The 17,812-nt window shown below is 71.0% G+C and carries 15 protein-coding genes; 1 reads left to right on the plus strand and 14 read right to left on the minus strand.

Annotated elements, in window-relative coordinates; genetic code table 11:
- Nucleotides 1–11: 11 nt before the first annotated feature.
- The 5 genes from C9F11_RS11705 to C9F11_RS11725 all read right to left on the minus strand — a co-directional run bounded on the left by C9F11_RS11705 (nucleotide 12) and on the right by C9F11_RS11725 (nucleotide 5,266).
- On the minus strand, nucleotides 12–1,598 hold the full coding sequence (locus tag C9F11_RS11705) for a Na+/H+ antiporter (RefSeq protein WP_138959218.1): 1,587 nt from the start codon (nucleotides 1,596–1,598) through the stop codon (nucleotides 12–14).
- Between the two features lie 99 nt (nucleotides 1,599–1,697).
- Complete coding sequence (locus tag C9F11_RS11710; protein ID WP_138959219.1) at nucleotides 1,698–2,171, minus strand: GNAT family N-acetyltransferase; 474 nt, start codon at nucleotides 2,169–2,171, stop codon at nucleotides 1,698–1,700.
- On the minus strand, nucleotides 2,168–3,109 hold the full coding sequence (locus tag C9F11_RS11715; RefSeq protein ID WP_138959220.1) for an RluA family pseudouridine synthase: 942 nt from the start codon (nucleotides 3,107–3,109) through the stop codon (nucleotides 2,168–2,170). Before C9F11_RS11715 ends, C9F11_RS11710 begins: the two co-directional genes overlap by 4 nt.
- 70 nt (nucleotides 3,110–3,179) lie before the next feature.
- Entirely contained in the window at nucleotides 3,180–3,785 is a 606-nt protein-coding gene (gene lspA / locus C9F11_RS11720; RefSeq protein WP_138959221.1) for a signal peptidase II, read from the minus strand.
- Between the two features lie 77 nt (nucleotides 3,786–3,862).
- The gene (locus C9F11_RS11725) at nucleotides 3,863–5,266 is read right to left on the minus strand and encodes a TraR/DksA family transcriptional regulator (RefSeq protein ID WP_138959222.1); all 1,404 of its coding nucleotides are present in this window, start codon (nucleotides 5,264–5,266) and stop codon (nucleotides 3,863–3,865) included.
- A gap of 599 nt (nucleotides 5,267–5,865) precedes the next feature.
- On the opposite strand from C9F11_RS11725, the gene ileS reads away from it, so the two are divergent.
- The gene (gene ileS, locus C9F11_RS11730) at nucleotides 5,866–9,009 is read left to right on the plus strand and encodes an isoleucine--tRNA ligase (protein ID WP_138959223.1); all 3,144 of its coding nucleotides are present in this window, start codon (nucleotides 5,866–5,868) and stop codon (nucleotides 9,007–9,009) included.
- A 241-nt stretch (nucleotides 9,010–9,250) separates the two neighbouring features.
- On the opposite strand, the gene C9F11_RS11735 is transcribed toward ileS, so the two are convergent.
- From C9F11_RS11735 to ftsW, 9 genes are all read right to left on the minus strand, one after another.
- Nucleotides 9,251–10,360 carry a DivIVA domain-containing protein gene (locus C9F11_RS11735; RefSeq protein WP_138959224.1) on the minus strand — a complete coding sequence of 370 codons (1,110 nt, stop codon included), beginning with the start codon at nucleotides 10,358–10,360 and terminating at the stop codon, nucleotides 9,251–9,253.
- 46 nt (nucleotides 10,361–10,406) lie between these two features.
- Nucleotides 10,407–10,691, minus strand: coding sequence for a YggT family protein (locus tag C9F11_RS11740; protein ID WP_030679335.1), 285 nt, complete (start codon nucleotides 10,689–10,691; stop codon nucleotides 10,407–10,409).
- Nucleotides 10,692–10,772: 81 nt separating this feature from the next.
- On the minus strand, nucleotides 10,773–11,420 hold the full coding sequence (gene sepF / locus C9F11_RS11745; protein WP_138959225.1) for a cell division protein SepF: 648 nt from the start codon (nucleotides 11,418–11,420) through the stop codon (nucleotides 10,773–10,775).
- Nucleotides 11,421–11,546: 126 nt separating this feature from the next.
- Nucleotides 11,547–12,266, minus strand: a complete 720-nt coding sequence (locus C9F11_RS11750) for a YggS family pyridoxal phosphate-dependent enzyme (protein ID WP_138959226.1) — start codon at nucleotides 12,264–12,266, stop codon at nucleotides 11,547–11,549.
- 6 nt (nucleotides 12,267–12,272) lie between these two features.
- Nucleotides 12,273–13,013, minus strand: coding sequence for a peptidoglycan editing factor PgeF (gene pgeF / locus C9F11_RS11755; protein WP_138959227.1), 741 nt, complete (start codon nucleotides 13,011–13,013; stop codon nucleotides 12,273–12,275).
- On the minus strand, nucleotides 13,010–14,236 hold the full coding sequence (gene ftsZ, locus C9F11_RS11760) for a cell division protein FtsZ (RefSeq protein ID WP_138959228.1): 1,227 nt from the start codon (nucleotides 14,234–14,236) through the stop codon (nucleotides 13,010–13,012). Before ftsZ ends, pgeF begins: the two co-directional genes overlap by 4 nt.
- Before the next feature lie 276 nt (nucleotides 14,237–14,512).
- A complete protein-coding gene (locus C9F11_RS11765; protein ID WP_138959229.1) occupies nucleotides 14,513–15,304 on the minus strand; it encodes an FtsQ-type POTRA domain-containing protein in 792 nt (263 codons plus the stop codon).
- 14 nt (nucleotides 15,305–15,318) lie between these two features.
- Nucleotides 15,319–16,413, minus strand: a complete 1,095-nt coding sequence (murG, locus tag C9F11_RS11770; protein WP_138959230.1) for an undecaprenyldiphospho-muramoylpentapeptide beta-N-acetylglucosaminyltransferase — start codon at nucleotides 16,411–16,413, stop codon at nucleotides 15,319–15,321.
- Between the two features lie 6 nt (nucleotides 16,414–16,419).
- Nucleotides 16,420–17,742, minus strand: coding sequence for a putative lipid II flippase FtsW (gene ftsW / locus C9F11_RS11775; RefSeq protein ID WP_138959231.1), 1,323 nt, complete (start codon nucleotides 17,740–17,742; stop codon nucleotides 16,420–16,422).
- Nucleotides 17,743–17,812 lie beyond the last annotated feature (70 nt).

Consider the following 17,812-nt stretch of genomic DNA (forward strand, 5'->3'; position numbering starts at 1 on the left):
CCGGGCGCCCGTCAGCGCAGGCTGCGGACGTCGAGCTGGCGCAGGACCCGGTCCACGATCTCCGGGTCGGAGCCGGGCTCGCTGCGCGCGGAGAGGACCGCGTGCCGGGCCGCCGACATCATCTCGCGCTGGATGCGCTGGACCGCCTTGAAGCGGTCGACGCGCTTGGCGTACCGCTCGCGCCGCTCGTCGTCGACGATGTCCGGGCTGATCCGGGCGCCGATGTCGAAGGCACCGCGCAGCAGCCGCTCGGACAGCTCCTCGGGCAGCTCCTCGACCTCCTCGATCTCCCGCAGCCGGGCCTTGCCGGCCTTGGCTGCGCGCAGGGCGAGAGCGCGCTCCAGGGCCCGCTCGGCGTCGGTGTCCGCGCGTACGCCGAGCTTCTTCACCAGCCAGGGCAGGGTCAGGCCCTGGGCGACGAGCGTGGCCATGATCACGCAGAAGGCGATGAAGACGACCTCGTCGCGGCCCGGGAACGGAGCCCCGTCGTCCGTCTTGAGCGGGATGGCGAGGGCCAGCGCGACCGAGGCGACGCCGCGCATCCCCGACCACCACATGACGACGGTCTCGCGCCACGACATCGGGATCTCCTCGTCGTAGTCGCGCCGCTGGTGCAGTCGCTTGGCGAGCCACGTCGCGGGCAGCAGCCACAGCAGCCGTACGCCGACGACGACGGCCACGACCACGGCGCCCCAGCCGAGCATCCGCCACTCGCGCCCCTCGGACGTACCGAAGACGTTGTGCAGTTCGAGCCCGATGAGCCCGAAGGCGACGCCGGTGACCAGCGTGTCGACGATCTGCCAGAAGGACTGGCCGGTGATCCGGCCGAGCACGTCGTCGGCGTCGACGGCGTGCTCGGCCAGATAGAGCGCGGTGGTCAGGACGGCGAGGACGCCGGAGCCGTGCAGCTCCTCGGCGAGGACGTACGCGACGAACGGCACGAGCAGGGTCAGGCCCGTCTGGAGCGTCGCGTCGGCGAGCCGGCCCATCAGCTGGTTACTCAGCCAGCCGAGCGCGAGCCCCACGGCCACGGCGACGACCGCGGAGAGCACGAGCTGACCGGCCGCCGAGGGCCAGGAGAAGGTGCCGCTGACGGCGGCGGCGATCGCCACGTGGTAGAGCACGATCGCCGTGACGTCGTTGAACAGGCCCTCGCCCTCCAGGATCGACACCAGGCGCCGCGGCAGGCCGAGCGATCCGGCCACGGCGGTCGCCGCGACCGGGTCGGGCGGGGCGACGAGCGCGCCGAGGGCGAGCGCGGCGGCCAGCGGCAGGCCCGGCACGATCGCGTGCGCGACGGCCGCGACGGCCGCCGTCGTCACGAAGACGAGAGCGACGGCGAGCAGCAGGATGGGGCGGATGTTGGCGGCGAACTGCCGCCAGGACGTGCGCTGCACGGCGGCGTACAGCAGCGGTGGAAGCACCAGCGGAAGGATGAAGTCCGGCGGCACGTCCACGTTCGGCACGAAGGGCAGGTACGCGAGGACGATGCCCCCGAGCGTCATCAGGACGGGCGCGGGAAGCCCGAGCCGGTCCCCCAGCGGCACGGTCACCACGGCCCCCAGCAACAGGACGAGCAACAGCGCCAGTTGATCCACGGGTGCCCTCCGGGGCCGAGTCCTGCACGATCAGGACCTCAACCTTGCCACGGAAGGGGGCAAAGCGGGCGAATCACCCGCCCGCCCGGCTGCGTCCGGCTAGCGCAGCGCCTTGCGCATGGCCCGGTGCGGGATCCCCGCGTCGGGGAACTCCGGGCCGTACACCTCGTACCCCAGCCGTTCGTAGAACCCCAGGGCGCGCGTCTGCGCGTGCAGGTCGACGGCGCCGAGCCCGCGCTCACGGGCGGCGTCCTCGATGGCCCGGACCAGCGCGGCCCCGACCCCGAGCCCGCGCGCGGAGCACAGCACGGCCAGCCTGCCGAGGGCCCCCACGGTGGCGTCCCCGCCGTTCTTGACGGCCGCGGCCTCGCCCGTGAGGAGCCGGCCGGTGCCGACCGGCGCCCCGTCCTCGCGGCGCACCGCGAGCACGTGCACGGCCCCCGTGTCGTACGCGTCGTACTCCAGGTCCTCGGGCACGCCCTGCTCGGCGACGAAGACCTCCTTGCGGACGGCGAAACAGGCGTCCAGGTCCTCCTGGCCGACCGCGACCCGGCAGGTCACCGGGGTGTTCACTGGCTCTCCGCCCGCACCCGGTCGAGGGCCTGCTGGAGGTCGTCGGGGTAGCCGCTCGCGTACTCGACCCACTGGCCGTCCCCGGGGTGCTCGAAGCCGAGCCGCACCGCGTGCAGCCACTGCCGGGTCAGGCCGAGGCGTTTGGCGATCGTCGGGTCCGCGCCGTACGTCAGGTCGCCCACGCACGGGTGGCGGTGGGCGGCCATGTGGACGCGGATCTGGTGGGTGCGGCCCGTCTCCAGCTTGATGTCGAGCAGCGAGGCGGAGCGGAAGGCCTCCATCAGGTCGTAGTGCGTGACCGAGGGCTTGCCCTCGGCGGTGACCGCCCACTTGTAGTCGTGGTTCGGGTGGCGGCCGATGGGGGCGTCGATGGTGCCGCTCATGGGGTCGGGGTGGCCCTGCACCAGCGCGTTGTACCGCTTGTCGACCGTGCGCTCCTTGAACTGGCGCTTCAGCGACGTGTACGCCCGCTCGGACTTGGCGACCACCATCAGGCCCGAGGTGCCCACGTCCAGGCGGTGCACGATGCCCTGGCGCTCGGCGGCGCCGGACGTCGAGATGCGGTACCCCGCCGCCGCGAGGCCGCCGATCACGGTGGTGCCGGTCCAGCCGGGGCTCGGGTGCGCGGCGACGCCGATGGGCTTGACGATCACGACGATGTCCTCGTCGTCGTGCACGATCTCCATGCCCTCGACGGGCTCGGCGACGATCTGCACCGGGGCGGGCGCCTGCGGCATCTCCACCTCCAGCCAGGCGCCGCCGTGCACGCGCTCGGACTTGCCGGCGACCGCGCCGTCGACCAGCACCTTGCCGGCGGCCGCGAGCTCGGCGGCCTTCGTGCGGGAGAACCCGAACATGCGCGAGATGGCGGCGTCGACGCGCTCGCCCTCCAGGCCGTCGGGCACGGGCAGGGTACGGATCTCGGGAATCGTGCTCACCCCACGAGTATGCAGGAGGGGGCGGACACTCCCGTACCGAAGGCCCCGCGCGCGGGGCCTTCGGCGTGGGTCAGTCCTTGTGCACGGTCCCGTCCGGGTCAAGGCCGCGGAAGGAGAGCAGCACGATCAGGATGCCGCCGCAGACGATCGCCGAGTCCGCGAGGTTGAACACCGCGAAGCCCTTGGGGGCGATGAAGTCGACGACCGCGCCCTTGAAGACGCCGGGCGAACGGAAGATCCGGTCGGTCAGGTTGCCGAGCGCGCCGCCGAGCAGCAGGCCGAGCGCGATCGCCCACGGCAGGCTGTAGAGCTTGCGCGCGAGCCGGGCGATCACCACGATCACGCCCGTGGCGATCACCGTGAAGATGATGGTGTAGGCCTCGCCCATGCCGAAGGCGGCGCCCGCGTTGCGGATCGCGTTGAAACGCAGCAGGTCACCGACCACGTCGATCGGCTCGTGGTGCTCCAGTTTGGCGACCACGACCATCTTGCTGACGAGGTCGAGGGCGTACGCGACCAGGGCCACACCGAAGAGCACGGCGATCTTGCGCTTGCCCGTGGGCTGCTGTGCGCCCTCGGCGTCCTGACCGCCGCCCTCGGCGTCCTGGCCGCCGTCGGCGCCGTGCTCTGCCTCAGGGATGTCCGGCGTACCGATGATGCGCTCCGCCTCTGCCACGTGAATCCCTCAACCTAGGTACCTGACTGGGACGAGGGTACGACACACGCATAAGGCAGCCGGTTTCCAGGCCGCGCTCAGGAGCGCCGCTCCTGCTTCTGCTTGCACTCGACGCACAGGGTCGCGCGCGGGAAGGCCTGCATGCGGGCCTTCCCGATCGGGTTGCCGCAGTTCTCGCAGAGCCCGTACGTGCCCGCGTCGAGGCGCTCCAAGGCGCGCTCGGTCTGCTCCAGCATCTCCCGGGCGTTCGCGGCCAGGGCCATCTCGTGCTCGCGCGTGATGTTCTTGGTGCCGGTGTCCGCCTGGTCGTCGCCCGCGCCGTCCCCGGAGTCCCGCATCAGCCCCGCAAGGGACGCCTCGGACGCCTCGATCTCGGCACGAAGGCGCATCGTCTCCGCCATCAGCTCGGTCCGCGCCTCGGCGACCTCGGCCGGGGTCCACGGGTCCTCACCGGGCCGCACCGCGAGCTCGCCGGGCACGGTCGCGGCCCGCGCCTTCGGTACCGTTCCCGCCTTCGTCGCGGCTGCCGCCTGCTGCGTCGCCGTCGCCGTGCCCGGAGTCTTCTTCGCAACCACTGTCGTGGCTCCCGTCGTCTCCGCGGCCTGAGCCGCATCCTCGGCCGCGGGCGCGGCCGTCTTCTTGGCCGAACGTGTGCTGGTCCCTCGGTTCCTCGCCGTGGCCCCCGTCCCCTTCTTGGACGCACCACGACCCCCGCTCACCTCCCTGCCGGGGGCGGTACCTCCCGCCGCGCCCTCGCTCCCGGCCCCGGCCGCCGCCGTCTCGTCCGGTGCCTGCGGCCGGACCGCCGCTCCGGCCGACGCCGTCTTCTTGGCCGCGGCCTTCTTGGCAGCTGCCTTCTTGACCGGGGCCTTCTCGGCAGCCGCCTTCTCGGCGACCGCCTCCTTAGCCGCGGTCTTCTTGGTCGCCGTCTTCTTGGCTGTCGTCTTCTTGGTCGCGGCCTTCTTGGTCGCGGCCTTCTTGGTCGCGGCCTTCTTGGTCGCGGCCTTCTTGGTCGCGGCCTTCTTCGCCGGTGGCGCCTGCTCGGCGCCCGCCTCCTCGGGCGGGGCCTTCGCGGCTGCCTTCTTGCCCGCGGCCTCCTTGGTCGCCGTCTTCTTGGTTGTCGTCTTCTTGGTTGTCGTCTTCTCGGCTGTCGTCTTCTCGGCCGTCTTCTTCGTGACCGCAGCCGAGGCCGTCTTCGAAGCGGCGGCCTTCTTGGCGGGGGCCTTGGCGGAGGCCTTCGCCGGGGCCTTGGCGGCGCCCGCCTTCCCGGCCGGGGCTCCGGAGGCAGCCGCCTTCTCGGCGGCGGCCTTCGCGGCCGTCTTCTTCGGCCCCTCCCCGGCGGCGCCCGCCGCCCTGCCCGCCCGCACGGTCTTCACGGCGCGGGACGCCTTGCCGCCCCCTTCTCCGGCCGCCCCGCCGGCCCCCGCGGCTGTGGATCTGCTGGACGCCGACTGCTGTACGGCGGTCTTCTTCGCCACCATGGCCGCGGCCCCTTCACATATTGTGATCTTGCACGCGAATCGTGCTGGGACGATAAATCGACTCCAGGCCCGCGGCAACGGGGCACGCCGCCCGATTCGCCCGCCCCACGGGTGCCGCGCGGCGAGCCTTCATGCGTTGTGCCCAGCTCCCCGCCCCGTAATCCGCCGGCCGGGGCGCACCGGGACACGTTGGCGCACGTCTCGCCATTCGGGTCAGTACGCCCTTCGCACCCCGGACCGCCGGGGGCCCGTCGAAATCCGGTGGGCCGCCCCTCCCCGGGCGCCGTACACTGGCCGGAGCGAAAAGCTTGGATGGGGACGAGTAGCGACGTACGCAGCCATGAGCGACCCGGGGACGGTGCGAGCCCGGGGGCGAGCGCGACGTGAAGATCACCCCGGAGCCGCCGGAGGAAAGCCGCAGCCCACCGCCGCAGAGGCGGGGCCGAGGCGAGTAGAACCGGTATCGCGACCCCAATGAGGGGGTCGTCAAGAGCGCCACCGGCGCCACGACGGCCAAGGAGGGTGGTACCGCGGGAGCGCAGACAAGGCTCTCGTCCCTCCGACGGAACGGAACGCACGTCCGCCGGAGGAAGCGCGATATGACGCCGCCGCAGTACCGCCAGGTACCCGCCCAGGTCGACCTGCCCGCCCTCGAGCACGCCGTGCTCGACTTCTGGCGCGAGCAGAAGATCTTCGCCAAGAGCCTGGAGCAGTCCGAGGGCCGCCCCGAGTGGGTGTTCTACGAGGGCCCGCCCACCGCCAACGGCATGCCGGGCGCCCACCACATCGAGGCCCGTGTCTTCAAGGACGTCTTCCCGCGCTTCCGCACCATGCGCGGCTACCACGTGGCCCGCAAGGCCGGCTGGGACTGCCACGGCCTGCCCGTCGAGCTGGCGGTCGAGAAGGAGCTCGGCTTCAACGGCAAGAAGGACATCGAGGCGTACGGCATCGCCGAGTTCAACGCCAAGTGCCGCGAGTCCGTGACCCGCCACACCGACGCCTTCGCCGAGCTCACGACCCGCATGGGCTACTGGGTCGACCTGGACGACGCGTACCGGACGATGAACCCGGAGTACGTGGACTCCGTCTGGTGGTCCCTGAAGGAGATCTTCAAGAAGGACCTCCTCGTCCAGGACCACCGCGTCGCCCCCTGGTGCCCCCGCTGCGGCACCGGCCTGTCCGACCACGAGCTGGCGCAGGGCTACGAGACGGTCGTCGACCCGTCCGTCTACGTCCGCTTCCCCGTCACCGGCGGCCCCCTCGCGGGCGAGGCCGCCCTCCTGGTGTGGACGACGACCCCCTGGACCCTGGTGTCCAACACGGCCGTCGCCGCCCACCCGGACGTCACCTACGTGGTGGCCACCGACGGCAAGGAGAAGCTGGTCGTCGCCGAGCCCCTGGTCGAGAAGGCCCTCGGAGAGGGCTGGGAGACCACGGGCCAGACGTTCACGGGCACCGAGATGGAGCGCTGGACGTACCAGCGCCCCTTCGAGCTGGTGGAATTCCCGGCCGAGGCCCACTTCGTCGTCAACGCCGACTACGTGACCACCGAGGACGGCACCGGTCTCGTCCACCAGTCCCCCGCCTTCGGTGAGGACGACCTCAAGGTCTGCCGGTCGTACGGCCTGCCCGTAGTGAACCCCGTCCGCCCGGACGGCACCTTCGAGGAGGACGTCCCGCTGGTCGGCGGCGTCTTCTTCAAGAAGGCCGACGAGACGCTCACCCAGGACCTGGACGACCGCGGCCTGCTCTTCAAGCACATCGCGTACGAGCACAGCTACCCCCACTGCTGGCGCTGCCACACCGCGCTCCTGTACTACGCGCAGCCGTCCTGGTACATCCGCACCACGAAGGTCAAGGACCGCCTCCTCCAGGAGAACGAGAAGACCAACTGGTTCCCCGAGTCGGTCAAGCACGGCCGCTTCGGCGACTGGCTGACCAACAACGTCGACTGGGCCCTGTCCCGCAACCGCTACTGGGGCACCCCGCTGCCCATCTGGCGCTGCGAGGAGAACCACCTCACTTGCGTCGGCTCGCGCGCGGAGCTCACCGAGCTGACCGGCACCGACCAGACGGACCTGGACCCGCACCGCCCGTTCATCGACGACATCACCTTCACCTGCACCCACGAGGGCTGCTCCCTCGAAGCGGTGCGCGTGCCGGAGGTCATCGACGCCTGGTACGACTCGGGCTCGATGCCGTTCGCGCAGTGGGGCTACCCGTACAAGAACAAGGAACTGTTCGAGTCCCGCTACCCGGCACAGTTCATCAGCGAGGCCATCGACCAGACCCGCGGCTGGTTCTACACACTGATGGCGGTCGGCACGCTCGTCTTCGACAAGTCGAGCTACGAGAACGTCGTCTGCCTCGGCCACATCCTCGCCGAGGACGGCCGCAAGATGTCCAAGCACCTGGGCAACATCCTCCAGCCGATCCCGCTGATGGACCAGCACGGCGCCGACGCGGTCCGCTGGTTCATGGCCGCGGGCGGCTCCCCCTGGGCGGCCCGCCGCGTGGGCCACGGCACGATCCAGGAGGTCGTCCGCAAGACCCTCCTGACGTACTGGAACACGGTCGCCTTCCAGGCGCTGTACGCCCGTACGTCGAAGTGGGCCCCCTCGGACGCCGACCCGGCGCCCGCCGACCGCCCGCTCCTCGACCGCTGGCTGCTCGGCGAGCTGCACGCGCTCACCGACCAGGTGACGCAGGCCCTGGACGCCTACGACACCCAGCGCGCGGGCAAGCTCCTGTCGGCCTTCGTCGACAACCTCTCCAACTGGTACGTGCGCCGCTCGCGCCGCCGCTTCTGGCAGGGCGACAAGGCGGCGCTGCGCACCCTGCACGAGGTCGTCGAGACGGTCACGCGCCTGCTCGCCCCGCTGACGCCGTTCATCACCGAGCGCGTCTGGCAGGACCTGATCGTGCCCGTCACCCCGGACGCCCCGGAGTCGGTGCACCTGTCCACCTGGCCGGAGGCCGACCTGTCGGCCGTCGACCCGGAGCTCTCGCGGCAGATGGTCCTGGTCCGGCGCCTGGTGGAGCTCGGCCGCGCCTCGCGTGCGGAGTCGGGCGTCAAGACCCGCCAGCCGCTGTCCCGCGCCCTGGTCGCGGCCTCCGGCTTCGAGACGCTGGGCGAGGAGCTGCGCGCCCAGATCACCGAAGAGCTGAACGTGTCCTCCCTCGCCTCCCTCTCCGAGGTCGGCGGCTCCCTGGTCGACACCACCGCGAAGGCCAACTTCCGCGCCCTCGGCAAGCGGTTCGGCAAGGGCGTCCAGGCGGTGGCCAAGGCCGTCGCCGAGGCCGACGCGGCCGCGCTGTCCCTCGCCCTGCGCGAGGGCACCGCGTCCGTCGAGGTCGACGGCGAGACCGTGACGCTCGCCCCGGACGAGGTCATCATCACCGAAACCCCGCGCGAGGGCTGGTCGGTGGCGTCCGACTCCGGCGCCACGGTCGCCCTCGACCTGGAGCTCACGGACGAGCTGCGCCGGGCGGGCCTCGCGCGTGACGCGATCCGGCTGATCCAGGAGGCCCGCAAGAACAGCGGCCTGGACGTCGCGGACCGCATCGCCCTGCGCTGGACGTCCGCGGACGAGGCCACGGCGACGGCCCTCACGGACCACGCCGCCCTCATCGCCGACGAGGTCCTGGCCACGGACTTCGCCTCCGGCGACGCGGACGACAGCTACGGCGAGCCGTTCAAGGACGACTCCCTGAACCTGACGTTCCGCCTCCGCAAGGCGTAACCCCGACGACCGAAGGCCCGGTCCCGCCGAGCAAGCTGCCCGGCGGGACCGGGCCTTCGTCATGCCGTACGCGCCGCCGTGGGACACAGCGGGAACCGGGCAGCGCACCCACGACAGCGCACATACGGCCGTGCCCGCACGGCGGCACGCACACGGCAGTACGTACAAAAGGGCGGAGCCCCCGGGAAATCCGGGGGCTCCGCCCTGAACGCTGCCGACGCCTATGGCGTGGTGTCGCCCGTCAGTTGTCGTCCTCGTCGATGAGGAAGCCGCGCATCGGGGACGGAGCCTGCTGCATCGGCGGCTGGCCCTGCGGCCGCACCGGCGCCATCGGCTGCGTCATCGCGGGCGACATCTGCTGCTGGCCGCCGTACGACGGACCGCCCGCGGGCTGGTTGCCGCCCATCGACTGGTTGCCGCCGTAGGACGGGGCACCCGCACCGGCCGGAGCCATCGAAGGCGCCGGGGACGGCGGCAGCGAGGCGGTCGCCGGAGTACGCGGCGGAGCGAGCGAGTCGTCGGCCTGGGTCTCCAGCTGACGCAGCTGCGACTCCAGGTAGGACTTCAGTCGCGTGCGGTACTCGCGCTCGAAGCCGCGCAGGTCCTCGACCTTGCGCTCCAGGGTGGCGCGGGCGGACTCCAAGGAGCCCATCGCGACCCGGTGCTTCTCCTGCGCGTCCCGCTCCAGGGCGTCGGCCTTGGCACGGGCGTCCCGCTCCAGGCCCTCGGCGCGCGAACGGGCCTCGCCCACGATCTTGTTGGCCTCGGAACGGGCCTCGGCGATCGCCTGGTCGGCGGTCTGCTGCGCGAGCGAGAGCACACGGGCGGCGCTGTCGCCGCCGGGGCCCTGGCCGGGCTGCGGCATCTGCGGGCCGTGGCCACCCATGGGACCGCCCATGGGGCCACCCATCTGCCCCTGGCCCATGGGACCCTGACCCATCGGGCCGGGACCCTGCGGACCGCCCTGCGGGCCGTGCCCACTGGGGCCTGCGGGCAGCTGCGGCGCACCGCCGGGCAGCTGCGGCGGGCCGCCCATCGGGCCGCCCATCTGCTGCTGCGGCGGAACCGGCTGCGGACCAGATATTGCGGCGGGCACGGGCGCGCCGGGACCTCGCTGGTCCTGGGGGCCGCCTTCGGGGCCCTTGCGCATGTTGCCCTGCTGCTGGTTCTGCGCGGCCGCGCGCGTGGCGGCGGCCAGCTTGGCGCGCAGGTCCTCGTTCTCGCGGAGCAAGCGCGTCAGTTCGGCTTCGACCTCATCGAGGAAGGCATCGACCTCGTCCTCGTCATAGCCTTCTCGGAGGCGGACGGTCGTGAACTGCTTGTTCCGCACGTCCTCGGGGGTCAACGGCATCTCTTCACCTCAACGTAGTCGTCGGCATTCGGCAAGACCGTATCGTTCACAGCTGGCTCACGACGGTGATCAGGATGTAGACGATGATCATCAGTACGAAGAAGGACAGGTCGAGCGCCACGCCGCCGAGACGTAGCGGCGGAATGAACCGCCGCAGAAGCTTGAGCGGTGGATCGGTGACAGTGTAGGTGGCCTCCAGAACGACCACCATCGCCTTGCCGGGTTGCCATGAGCGGGCGAACTGGAAGACGTAGTCCATGACCAGCCGGAAGATCAGCACGATGAGGAAACACATCAGCGCGATGTAGATCACTTGCAAGACCACGCCCATGTCCGCGTTTCCCTCTCCCCTGCTTCTGGTCGCATCCGCGCTGAATCGGTCCGGTACTGCTGCTGTCTACTGCACTGCGTCTCAGCTCTGGTTGAAGAACCCGCCCTCTGCGATACGGGCCTTGTCCTCCGCCGTGACATCGACGTTAGCAGGCGACAACAGGAACACCTTCTGCGTCACTCGCTCGATACTGCCATGCAGACCGAAGACCAGACCGGCGGCAAAGTCGACAAGTCGCTTCGCGTCGGTGTCGTCCATCTCCGTCAAGTTCATGATCACCGGGGTGCCTTCGCGGAAGTGTTCCCCGATGGTACGGGCTTCGTTGTAGGTCCGGGGGTGAAGCGTGGTGATGCGGTAGGGCTCACGCTCGGACACGACCTTGGGCATGATCACCGGTGCGTTCTTCTCCAGGCTCTGACGTTCAGGTGTGATAGATGCCACGGGGGCGATTCGCGCCGGTCGTCCCGATTCGGCGGCAAGCGAAGCGGGTCGCGGCGCCGGGTCGCGCTGTGCCGGTGGCTGCACCACTCGTACCGATTCGTCCCGTTCCAAGTCGCGGTCGGCGAGGTGGGACTGGTGCGACTGGTGCGGTGGTTCGTGCCGCCGGCGGTCGCGCTCGGGCTCCGGCTCGGGCTCGAAATCGTCATCGGGGTCGAAGCCCCGGCCGTCGTAACCGTCGTCCTCCACGAGGCCGAGGTAGACCGCCATCTTGCGCATCGCGCCGGCCATGCTCTGAGTCCTCCGCTCTGTGGTGGATCGAGAGGGTCGTCACCAACTGCCCGCGATCCACGAGTCATCCCCGCTCAGCGGTGGGAATGACCATATTTTCTGCTGTGGTCCGACTTCCTGGCGACGTTACCCGAGCCCGCGTCGGACTCCGAGTACCGCTGTCCCGACGCGCACATGTGTCGCACCGGCCGCAACGGCCTGTTCGAGGTCCGCACTCATACCTGCCGACACCATGTTCGCAGCCGGATGGGCCACGCGCAGGGCAGTCGACAAAACCATCAGCCGCTCGAACGCCGCCTGTTGCCGTCCCGCGTACTCCCCGGTGAGCGGCGCGACCGTCATCAGACCGTCGAGCCGGAGCCCGGGGGCGTCGGCCACGAGACCGGCCAACTCTTCGATTCCGCCGGGGCCGACGCCGCCCCGCTCCCCACGCCCGCTCTCCCCGGCGTCGAGGGCCACCTGGAGCAGGCAGCCCACCTCACGCCCGGCGCGCACGGCCGCGGCCGAGAGCGCGGTGACGAGCTTCGGCCGGTCCACCGACTGCACCACGTCCGCGTAACCGACCACGGAACGCACCTTGTTGGTCTGCAGCTGACCGACGAAGTGCCAGTCGAGCGGCAGGTCCGCGCAGGCGGCGGCCTTGGGTGCCGCGTCCTGGTCGCGGTTCTCGGCGACGTGACGGACGCCGAGCTCCGCGAGCGCGCGTACGTCGCTCGCGGGGTAGGTCTTGGTGACCACGATGAGGGTCACCTCTGCACGCTTGCGCCCGGCGGCCGCGCAGGCCGCCTCGATGCGCTCTTCCACCTGCGCCAGATTTGTGGCGAGTTCCGACTTACGGTCCGTCATGCCCCATCAGTCCAGCCAGACATAGCCCGCGAGCCGACCGGTGACGCGGTCGCGGCGGTACGAGAAGTGGTCTCCCGACTCCAGCGTGCACACCGGCGACTGCTCCCGGTCGCGCACCCCGAGCCGCTCGAGCTGGGCGTGCACTCCGGCGGTCACGTCGACCGCGGGTGTGCCCCAGCTCGTGACGGCGTGCGCCGCGGGTTCCACGGCGGCGACGTCGGCGCGCATGTCCGCGGGCACTTCGTAACAGCGGCCGCAGACGGCGGGCCCGGTGCGGGCCACGATCCGGCCGGGCTCCGCGCCGAGGGCCACCATGGCCTCGACGGCCGCGGGCACCACTCCGGCGATCATGCCGGGACGGCCCGCGTGCGCCGCGGCGGCGACGCCCGCCACCGGGTCGGCGAGGAGTACGGGGGTGCAGTCGGCGGTCAGCACGGCGAGGGCGAGTCCCCGCTCGGCGGTGACGACGGCGTCGACCGCCGGAATCTCCTGGTCCGCGGGCCAGGGCCCGTCGACCACGGCGACGTCCCTGCCGTGCACCTGGTTCATCCAGACCACCCGTCCCTGGTCGATGCCCAGGGACTTGGCGGTCAGTTCGCGGTTGTGCAGGACGGCGTCGGGGTCGTCGCCGACCGCTCCGCCGAGGTTGAGCTCCGCGTACGGAACGGCGCTCACTCCGCCCCACCGGTCGGTGAAGGCGAAGTGCGCGCCGCTCACAGTGCTCGTTCCGGAGCGCTTGCCTATCACTTCAGGAAGTCCGGCACGTCCAGCTCTTCGGCCTGGCTGTCCTGGTGCAGACGGGTCGGCGGGACCTGCGGGGGCGTCACCGGCGTCGCGGGCGCCTCGTTCACCGGAGCCGGTTCGACGGGCTCCGGGGCCGGGGGCTCCTCGCGCGGAGTGACGCTGCCGAGGCCGCCGAAGGCCGGTCCCGGACGGGAGGACTCGGTGGGACGGCTCGCGGGAGCGGGCTCCTCGCGCTTGCTGGAGGCCGACCCCAGGACGTTGTCCCGCTTGGCCGGCGGCTGTCCGCCGTCGAACCCGGCGGCGATGACGGTGACCCGGACCTCGTCGCCGAGCGCGTCGTCGATGACCGCGCCGAAGATGATGTTGGCCTCCGGGTGGGCGGCCTCGCTCACCAGCTGGGCCGCTTCGTTGATCTCGAACAGGCCGAGGTCGGAGCCGCCGGAGATGGAGAGCAGCACCCCGCGGGCGCCGTCGATGGAGGCCTCCAGGAGCGGCGAGGAGATCGCCATCTCGGCCGCGGCCACCGCGCGGTCGTCGCCGCGGGCCGAGCCGATGCCCATGAGCGCCGAACCGGCCTCGGACATGACCGACTTGACGTCGGCGAAGTCGAGGTTGATCAGGCCGGGCGTGGTGATGAGGTCGGTGATGCCCTGAACGCCGGAGAGCAGGACCTGGTCGGCCGACTTGAAGGCGTCGAGCACGCTGACCTGGCGGTCCGAGATGGAGAGCAGCCGGTCGTTCGGGATGACGATGAGGGTGTCGACCTCTTCGCGGAGCTCGGCGATGCCGTCCTCCGCCTGGTTGGCGCGACGGCGGCCCTCGAAGGTGAACGGCCGGGTGACCACACCGATCGTCAGGGCGCCGAGGGAGCGCGCGATGTTGGCGACCACGGGCGCGCCGCCCGTGCCGGTGCCGCCACCCTCACCGGCCGTGACGAAGACCATGTCGGCCCCCTTGAGGACCTCCTCGATCTCCTCGCGGTGGTCCTCGGCGGCCTTGCGGCCGACGGCCGGGTTGGCGCCGGCGCCGAGTCCGCGGGTGAGTTCACGGCCGACGTCGAGCTTGACGTCGGCGTCGCTCATCAACAGGGCTTGCGCGTCGGTGTTGATGGCGATGAACTCGACGCCCTTGAGACCGACCTCGATCATCCGGTTGATGGCATTGACACCACCGCCGCCGACACCGATGACTTTGATGACTGCGAGGTAGTTCTGCGGTGCTGCCACGTCGAAGGCCTCTCGCCTCGAGTTACGTGTCGTCGTACCGCACTGCCGCGATACGCCGACTGATGCCGAATGGGACGGTCCGAATCGCCGACCCGAACCCTAACGCTGAAGTTTAGGGTTACCAGTGTGTCTGTTCCCTGGACTCTTCCGAACAGGACACTAAGTCGACAAGTGGCGCGCGTTCAACGAACACGCCGAACCTCCCGTTTTTCTTTTCACCCTATGTGATCAGGCGTAGCAATGCCCATCCAGGGTGCTGGCCTGCGCTGATGTACGTCAACTCGCCGATGACGCCGGGGCGGTGGGGACCGCCACGTCGAAGTGCCGTGCCTTGGGGACGGCTTTCATCAGGGCGCTCAGGGCTTCGGCCTTCATACGGCCGTTCTCGCTGCTCCCCCAGGCGACGGTGCGCCCGTCCGCCAGCTCCAACGAGATGGAGTCGTACGACCGGACCTTGACGGTGGTGGTCTCCGCGGCCACGGCGCCGGGCAGGTCCGTGACCACCCGGACCGCCTCCCGGCGCAGCCGGTCGGGGCCGAAACGGCGCAGGCTGGCGGCCGCGCCACCGGACCGATGCGGCGTCAGGACCAGCCGGGGGGTGTTCTTGGGAGCCTTGTCGACCGTGGCGAAGCGCACACCCTTGGCGTCCACTTCGACGAACTTTCCGCCCTTTTCGATGAGCAGGGCGGCGGTGCGTTCGGTCACCTTCAGGGTGATCCCGTGGGGCCAGGAGCGGATGACGTCGACCGAGTCGATCCGGGGCAATTCTCTGCGCAGCCGCTCCTCGACGGCGTCGGAGTCGACCGAAATCAGCGGTCCGCCCGTGCCGATCCCGGCCACCTCGCGCACCTGGTCCGGCCTGAGGACGACCGTCCCGGTCGCCGTGATCCGCTCCACGCGCAGCCAGGGCGAGGCGTAGAGCACCCAGACCGCGGCCCCGCCGAGAACGCACAGCAGGGCCGCGAGCAGGATCAGGGTGCGCGACTTCGGCAGCCGGGGGCGGCGCGAGCGGGGGCGGGGCGGGCCGGACTTGGGCCCCTGCCGTTCGGCGGTCTTCTGTCCGGCCACTCTCCCCTGCCTTCTCACGCGCTGCGGCGTGACGCAATCGCCTCGTGCACCATGCCGACGAGGAGGTCGTCGGCGTCCCTGCGGCCGAACTCCGAGGCGGCGCGGGACATCTCGTACAGGCGGTGCGGGTCGGCGAGCACGGGGAGCACCTGGGACTGGACCCATTCGGGCGTCAGTTCCGCGTCGTCGACCAGCAGTCCGCCGCCCGCCTTGACCACCGGCTGGGCGTTGAGCCGCTGTTCGCCGTTGCCGATGGGCAGCGGGACGTAGGCGGCCGGGAGCCCGACGGCGGAGAGTTCGGCGACGGTCATCGCGCCGGCGCGGCAGAGCATCATGTCCGCCGCCGCGTACGCGAGGTCCATCCGGTCCACGTACGGTACCGGGATGTAGGGCGGCATTCCGGGCATGTTCTCGACGTACGGCAATTCGTTCTTCGGGCCGACGGCGTGCAGGATCTGGATGCCCGCGCGCTGCAGGACCGGGGCGACCTGCTGGACGACCTCGTTCAGCCGGCGGGCGCCCTGGGAGCCGCCGGAGACGAGCAGGGTCGGCAGGTTCGGGTCCAGGCCGAAGGTGTCACGGGCCTCCGGGCGCACCTTCGCGCGGTCCAGCATGGCGATGGCGCGGCGCAGCGGGATGCCGATGTAGCGCGAGCCGCGCAGCTTGCTGTCGGGCGTGGAGACCGCGACGGCCGCCGCGTACCGGGAGCCGATCTTGTTGGCGAGGCCGGGGCGCGCGTTGGCCTCGTGCACCACGATCGGCACGCCGCGGCGCTTGGCCGCGAGGTAGCCGGGCAGCGCCACGTAGCCGCCGAAGCCGACGACGCAGTCCGCCTTGGTGCGCTCCAGGATCTGCTCGGCCGCCTTGATGGTGCCGCGCAGCCGCCCGGGCACCGTGATCAGCTCAGGTGTGGGCTTGCGCGGCAGGGGGACGGCGGGGATCAGGGCGAGTTCGTAACCGCGCTCGGGTACGAGTCGGGTCTCGAGGCCGCGCTCCGTGCCGAGGGCCGTGATGCCCACGGTCGGGTCCTGCCTGCGCAGGGCGTCTGCGAGGGCAAGCGCGGGCTCGATGTGGCCGGCGGTCCCCCCGCCGGCGAGTACGACATGCACCGAAATTCACCGCTCTCCGGACGAACGCGCCTTGACGCGCCGTCGCATCGTGTTCCATCTCACCCGAGGTTGCCGCATGGCCAGGGCCGCCTTCGCCGCGGGGTCCTGTCGCGCGAAGGCGATGAGGAGTCCGACGGCGAACATGGTCGGCAGCAGGGCTGAGCCTCCGTAGGAGAACAGCGGGAGCGGGACACCGGCGATCGGCAGCAGGCCGAGCACCGCACCGATGTTGACCACGGCCTGGGCCGTGATCCAGGTGGTCACACCTCCCGCGGCGTACCTCACGAAGGGGTCCTCCGTGCGTCCGGCCACGCGGATACCCGCATAGCCTAGAGCCGCGAACAGGGCGAGCACCGACAGTGTCCCCGCGAGGCCGAGTTCCTCGCCGGTGATGGCGAAGATGAAGTCGGTGTGCGGTTCGGGTAGTTGACCCCATTTTTCCACACTCGCGCCCAGTCCGGAACCGAAGAATCCGCCCGAGGCGAGGGCATAGATGCCGTGCACGGCCTGCCAGCAGGAGTCGCCGGGGCCCGGCTCGGTCGCGCCGATGCACTGCAGGCGCGCCATGCGGTTGGGGCTCGTCTTGATGAGGATCACACCGAGGACCGCCGCGATGCTCAGGACGCCCGCGAAGAGCCGCGTGGGCGCCCCGGCCAGCCAGAGCAGGCCGAAGAGGATCGCGGTGAGGATGATCGCCGTGCCCATGTCGCCGCCCAGCATGATCAGGCCGAGCAGCATGAAGGTGACGGGCACGAGCGGCACCAGCATGTGCTTCCACTGCGTGAGCAGCCGCTTGTCCTGTTTGCGCGCCAGTAGGTCGGCGCCCCACAGGACCAGGGCGAGCTTGCCGAACTCACTGGGCTGGAGCTGGAACGGACCGCCCAAATAGATCCAGTTCTGATTGCCGTTGACGCTGCGCCCTATCCCGGGGATCTGGACGAGGACCATCAGGAAGACGGACCCCGCGAGGATCGGGTAGGACAGCGCCCGGTGCAGCTTGAGCGGCATCCGCATGGCGATGAGCAGCAGCGCGCTGCCGAGCACCGCGGCGACGAACTGCTTGCGGAAGAAGTAGGAGGCGGGCAGGTTCAGCTGCAGCGCCTGGATCATCGACGCCGAGTAGACCATCACCAGGCCCAGGGCGGTGATCAGCAGGGCGGCGCCGAAGATCAGGTAGTAGGCGGTCAGCGGCCGGTCCCAGGCCCGCCGGGCCCGGACGTAGAGCCGCCGTACGGGGCTCTCGCGCGGCACCGGGGTGCTGCGCGGGCGGGCCGGCCGTTTCGGCGTACGCGGGGCCCGGGGCGTACGGACCGGGGCGCGCCCGGCCATCAGCGCCGCCCCCGAACGGCGCGCGGCCGTACCCGAGAACGCCCCCACACCCACAACGCCGACGCTTTCA

The organism is Streptomyces sp. YIM 121038 (assembly GCF_006088715.1).
Lineage (GTDB): Bacteria > Actinomycetota > Actinomycetes > Streptomycetales > Streptomycetaceae > Streptomyces.

Coding starts and splice junctions, on each gene's coding strand:
- C9F11_RS11725 (WP_138959222.1), bottom strand. CDS start 5,266: ATGGTGGCGAAGAAGACCGCCGTACAGCAGTCGGCGTCCAGCAGATCC.
- ileS (WP_138959223.1), top strand. CDS start 5,866: ATGACGCCGCCGCAGTACCGCCAGGTACCCGCCCAGGTCGACCTGCCC.
- C9F11_RS11735 (WP_138959224.1), bottom strand. CDS start 10,360: ATGCCGTTGACCCCCGAGGACGTGCGGAACAAGCAGTTCACGACCGTC.
- C9F11_RS11740 (WP_030679335.1), bottom strand. CDS start 10,691: ATGGGCGTGGTCTTGCAAGTGATCTACATCGCGCTGATGTGTTTCCTC.
- sepF (WP_138959225.1), bottom strand. CDS start 11,420: ATGGCCGGCGCGATGCGCAAGATGGCGGTCTACCTCGGCCTCGTGGAG.
- C9F11_RS11750 (WP_138959226.1), bottom strand. CDS start 12,266: ATGACGGACCGTAAGTCGGAACTCGCCACAAATCTGGCGCAGGTGGAA.
- ftsW (WP_138959231.1), bottom strand. CDS start 17,742: ATGGCCGGGCGCGCCCCGGTCCGTACGCCCCGGGCCCCGCGTACGCCG.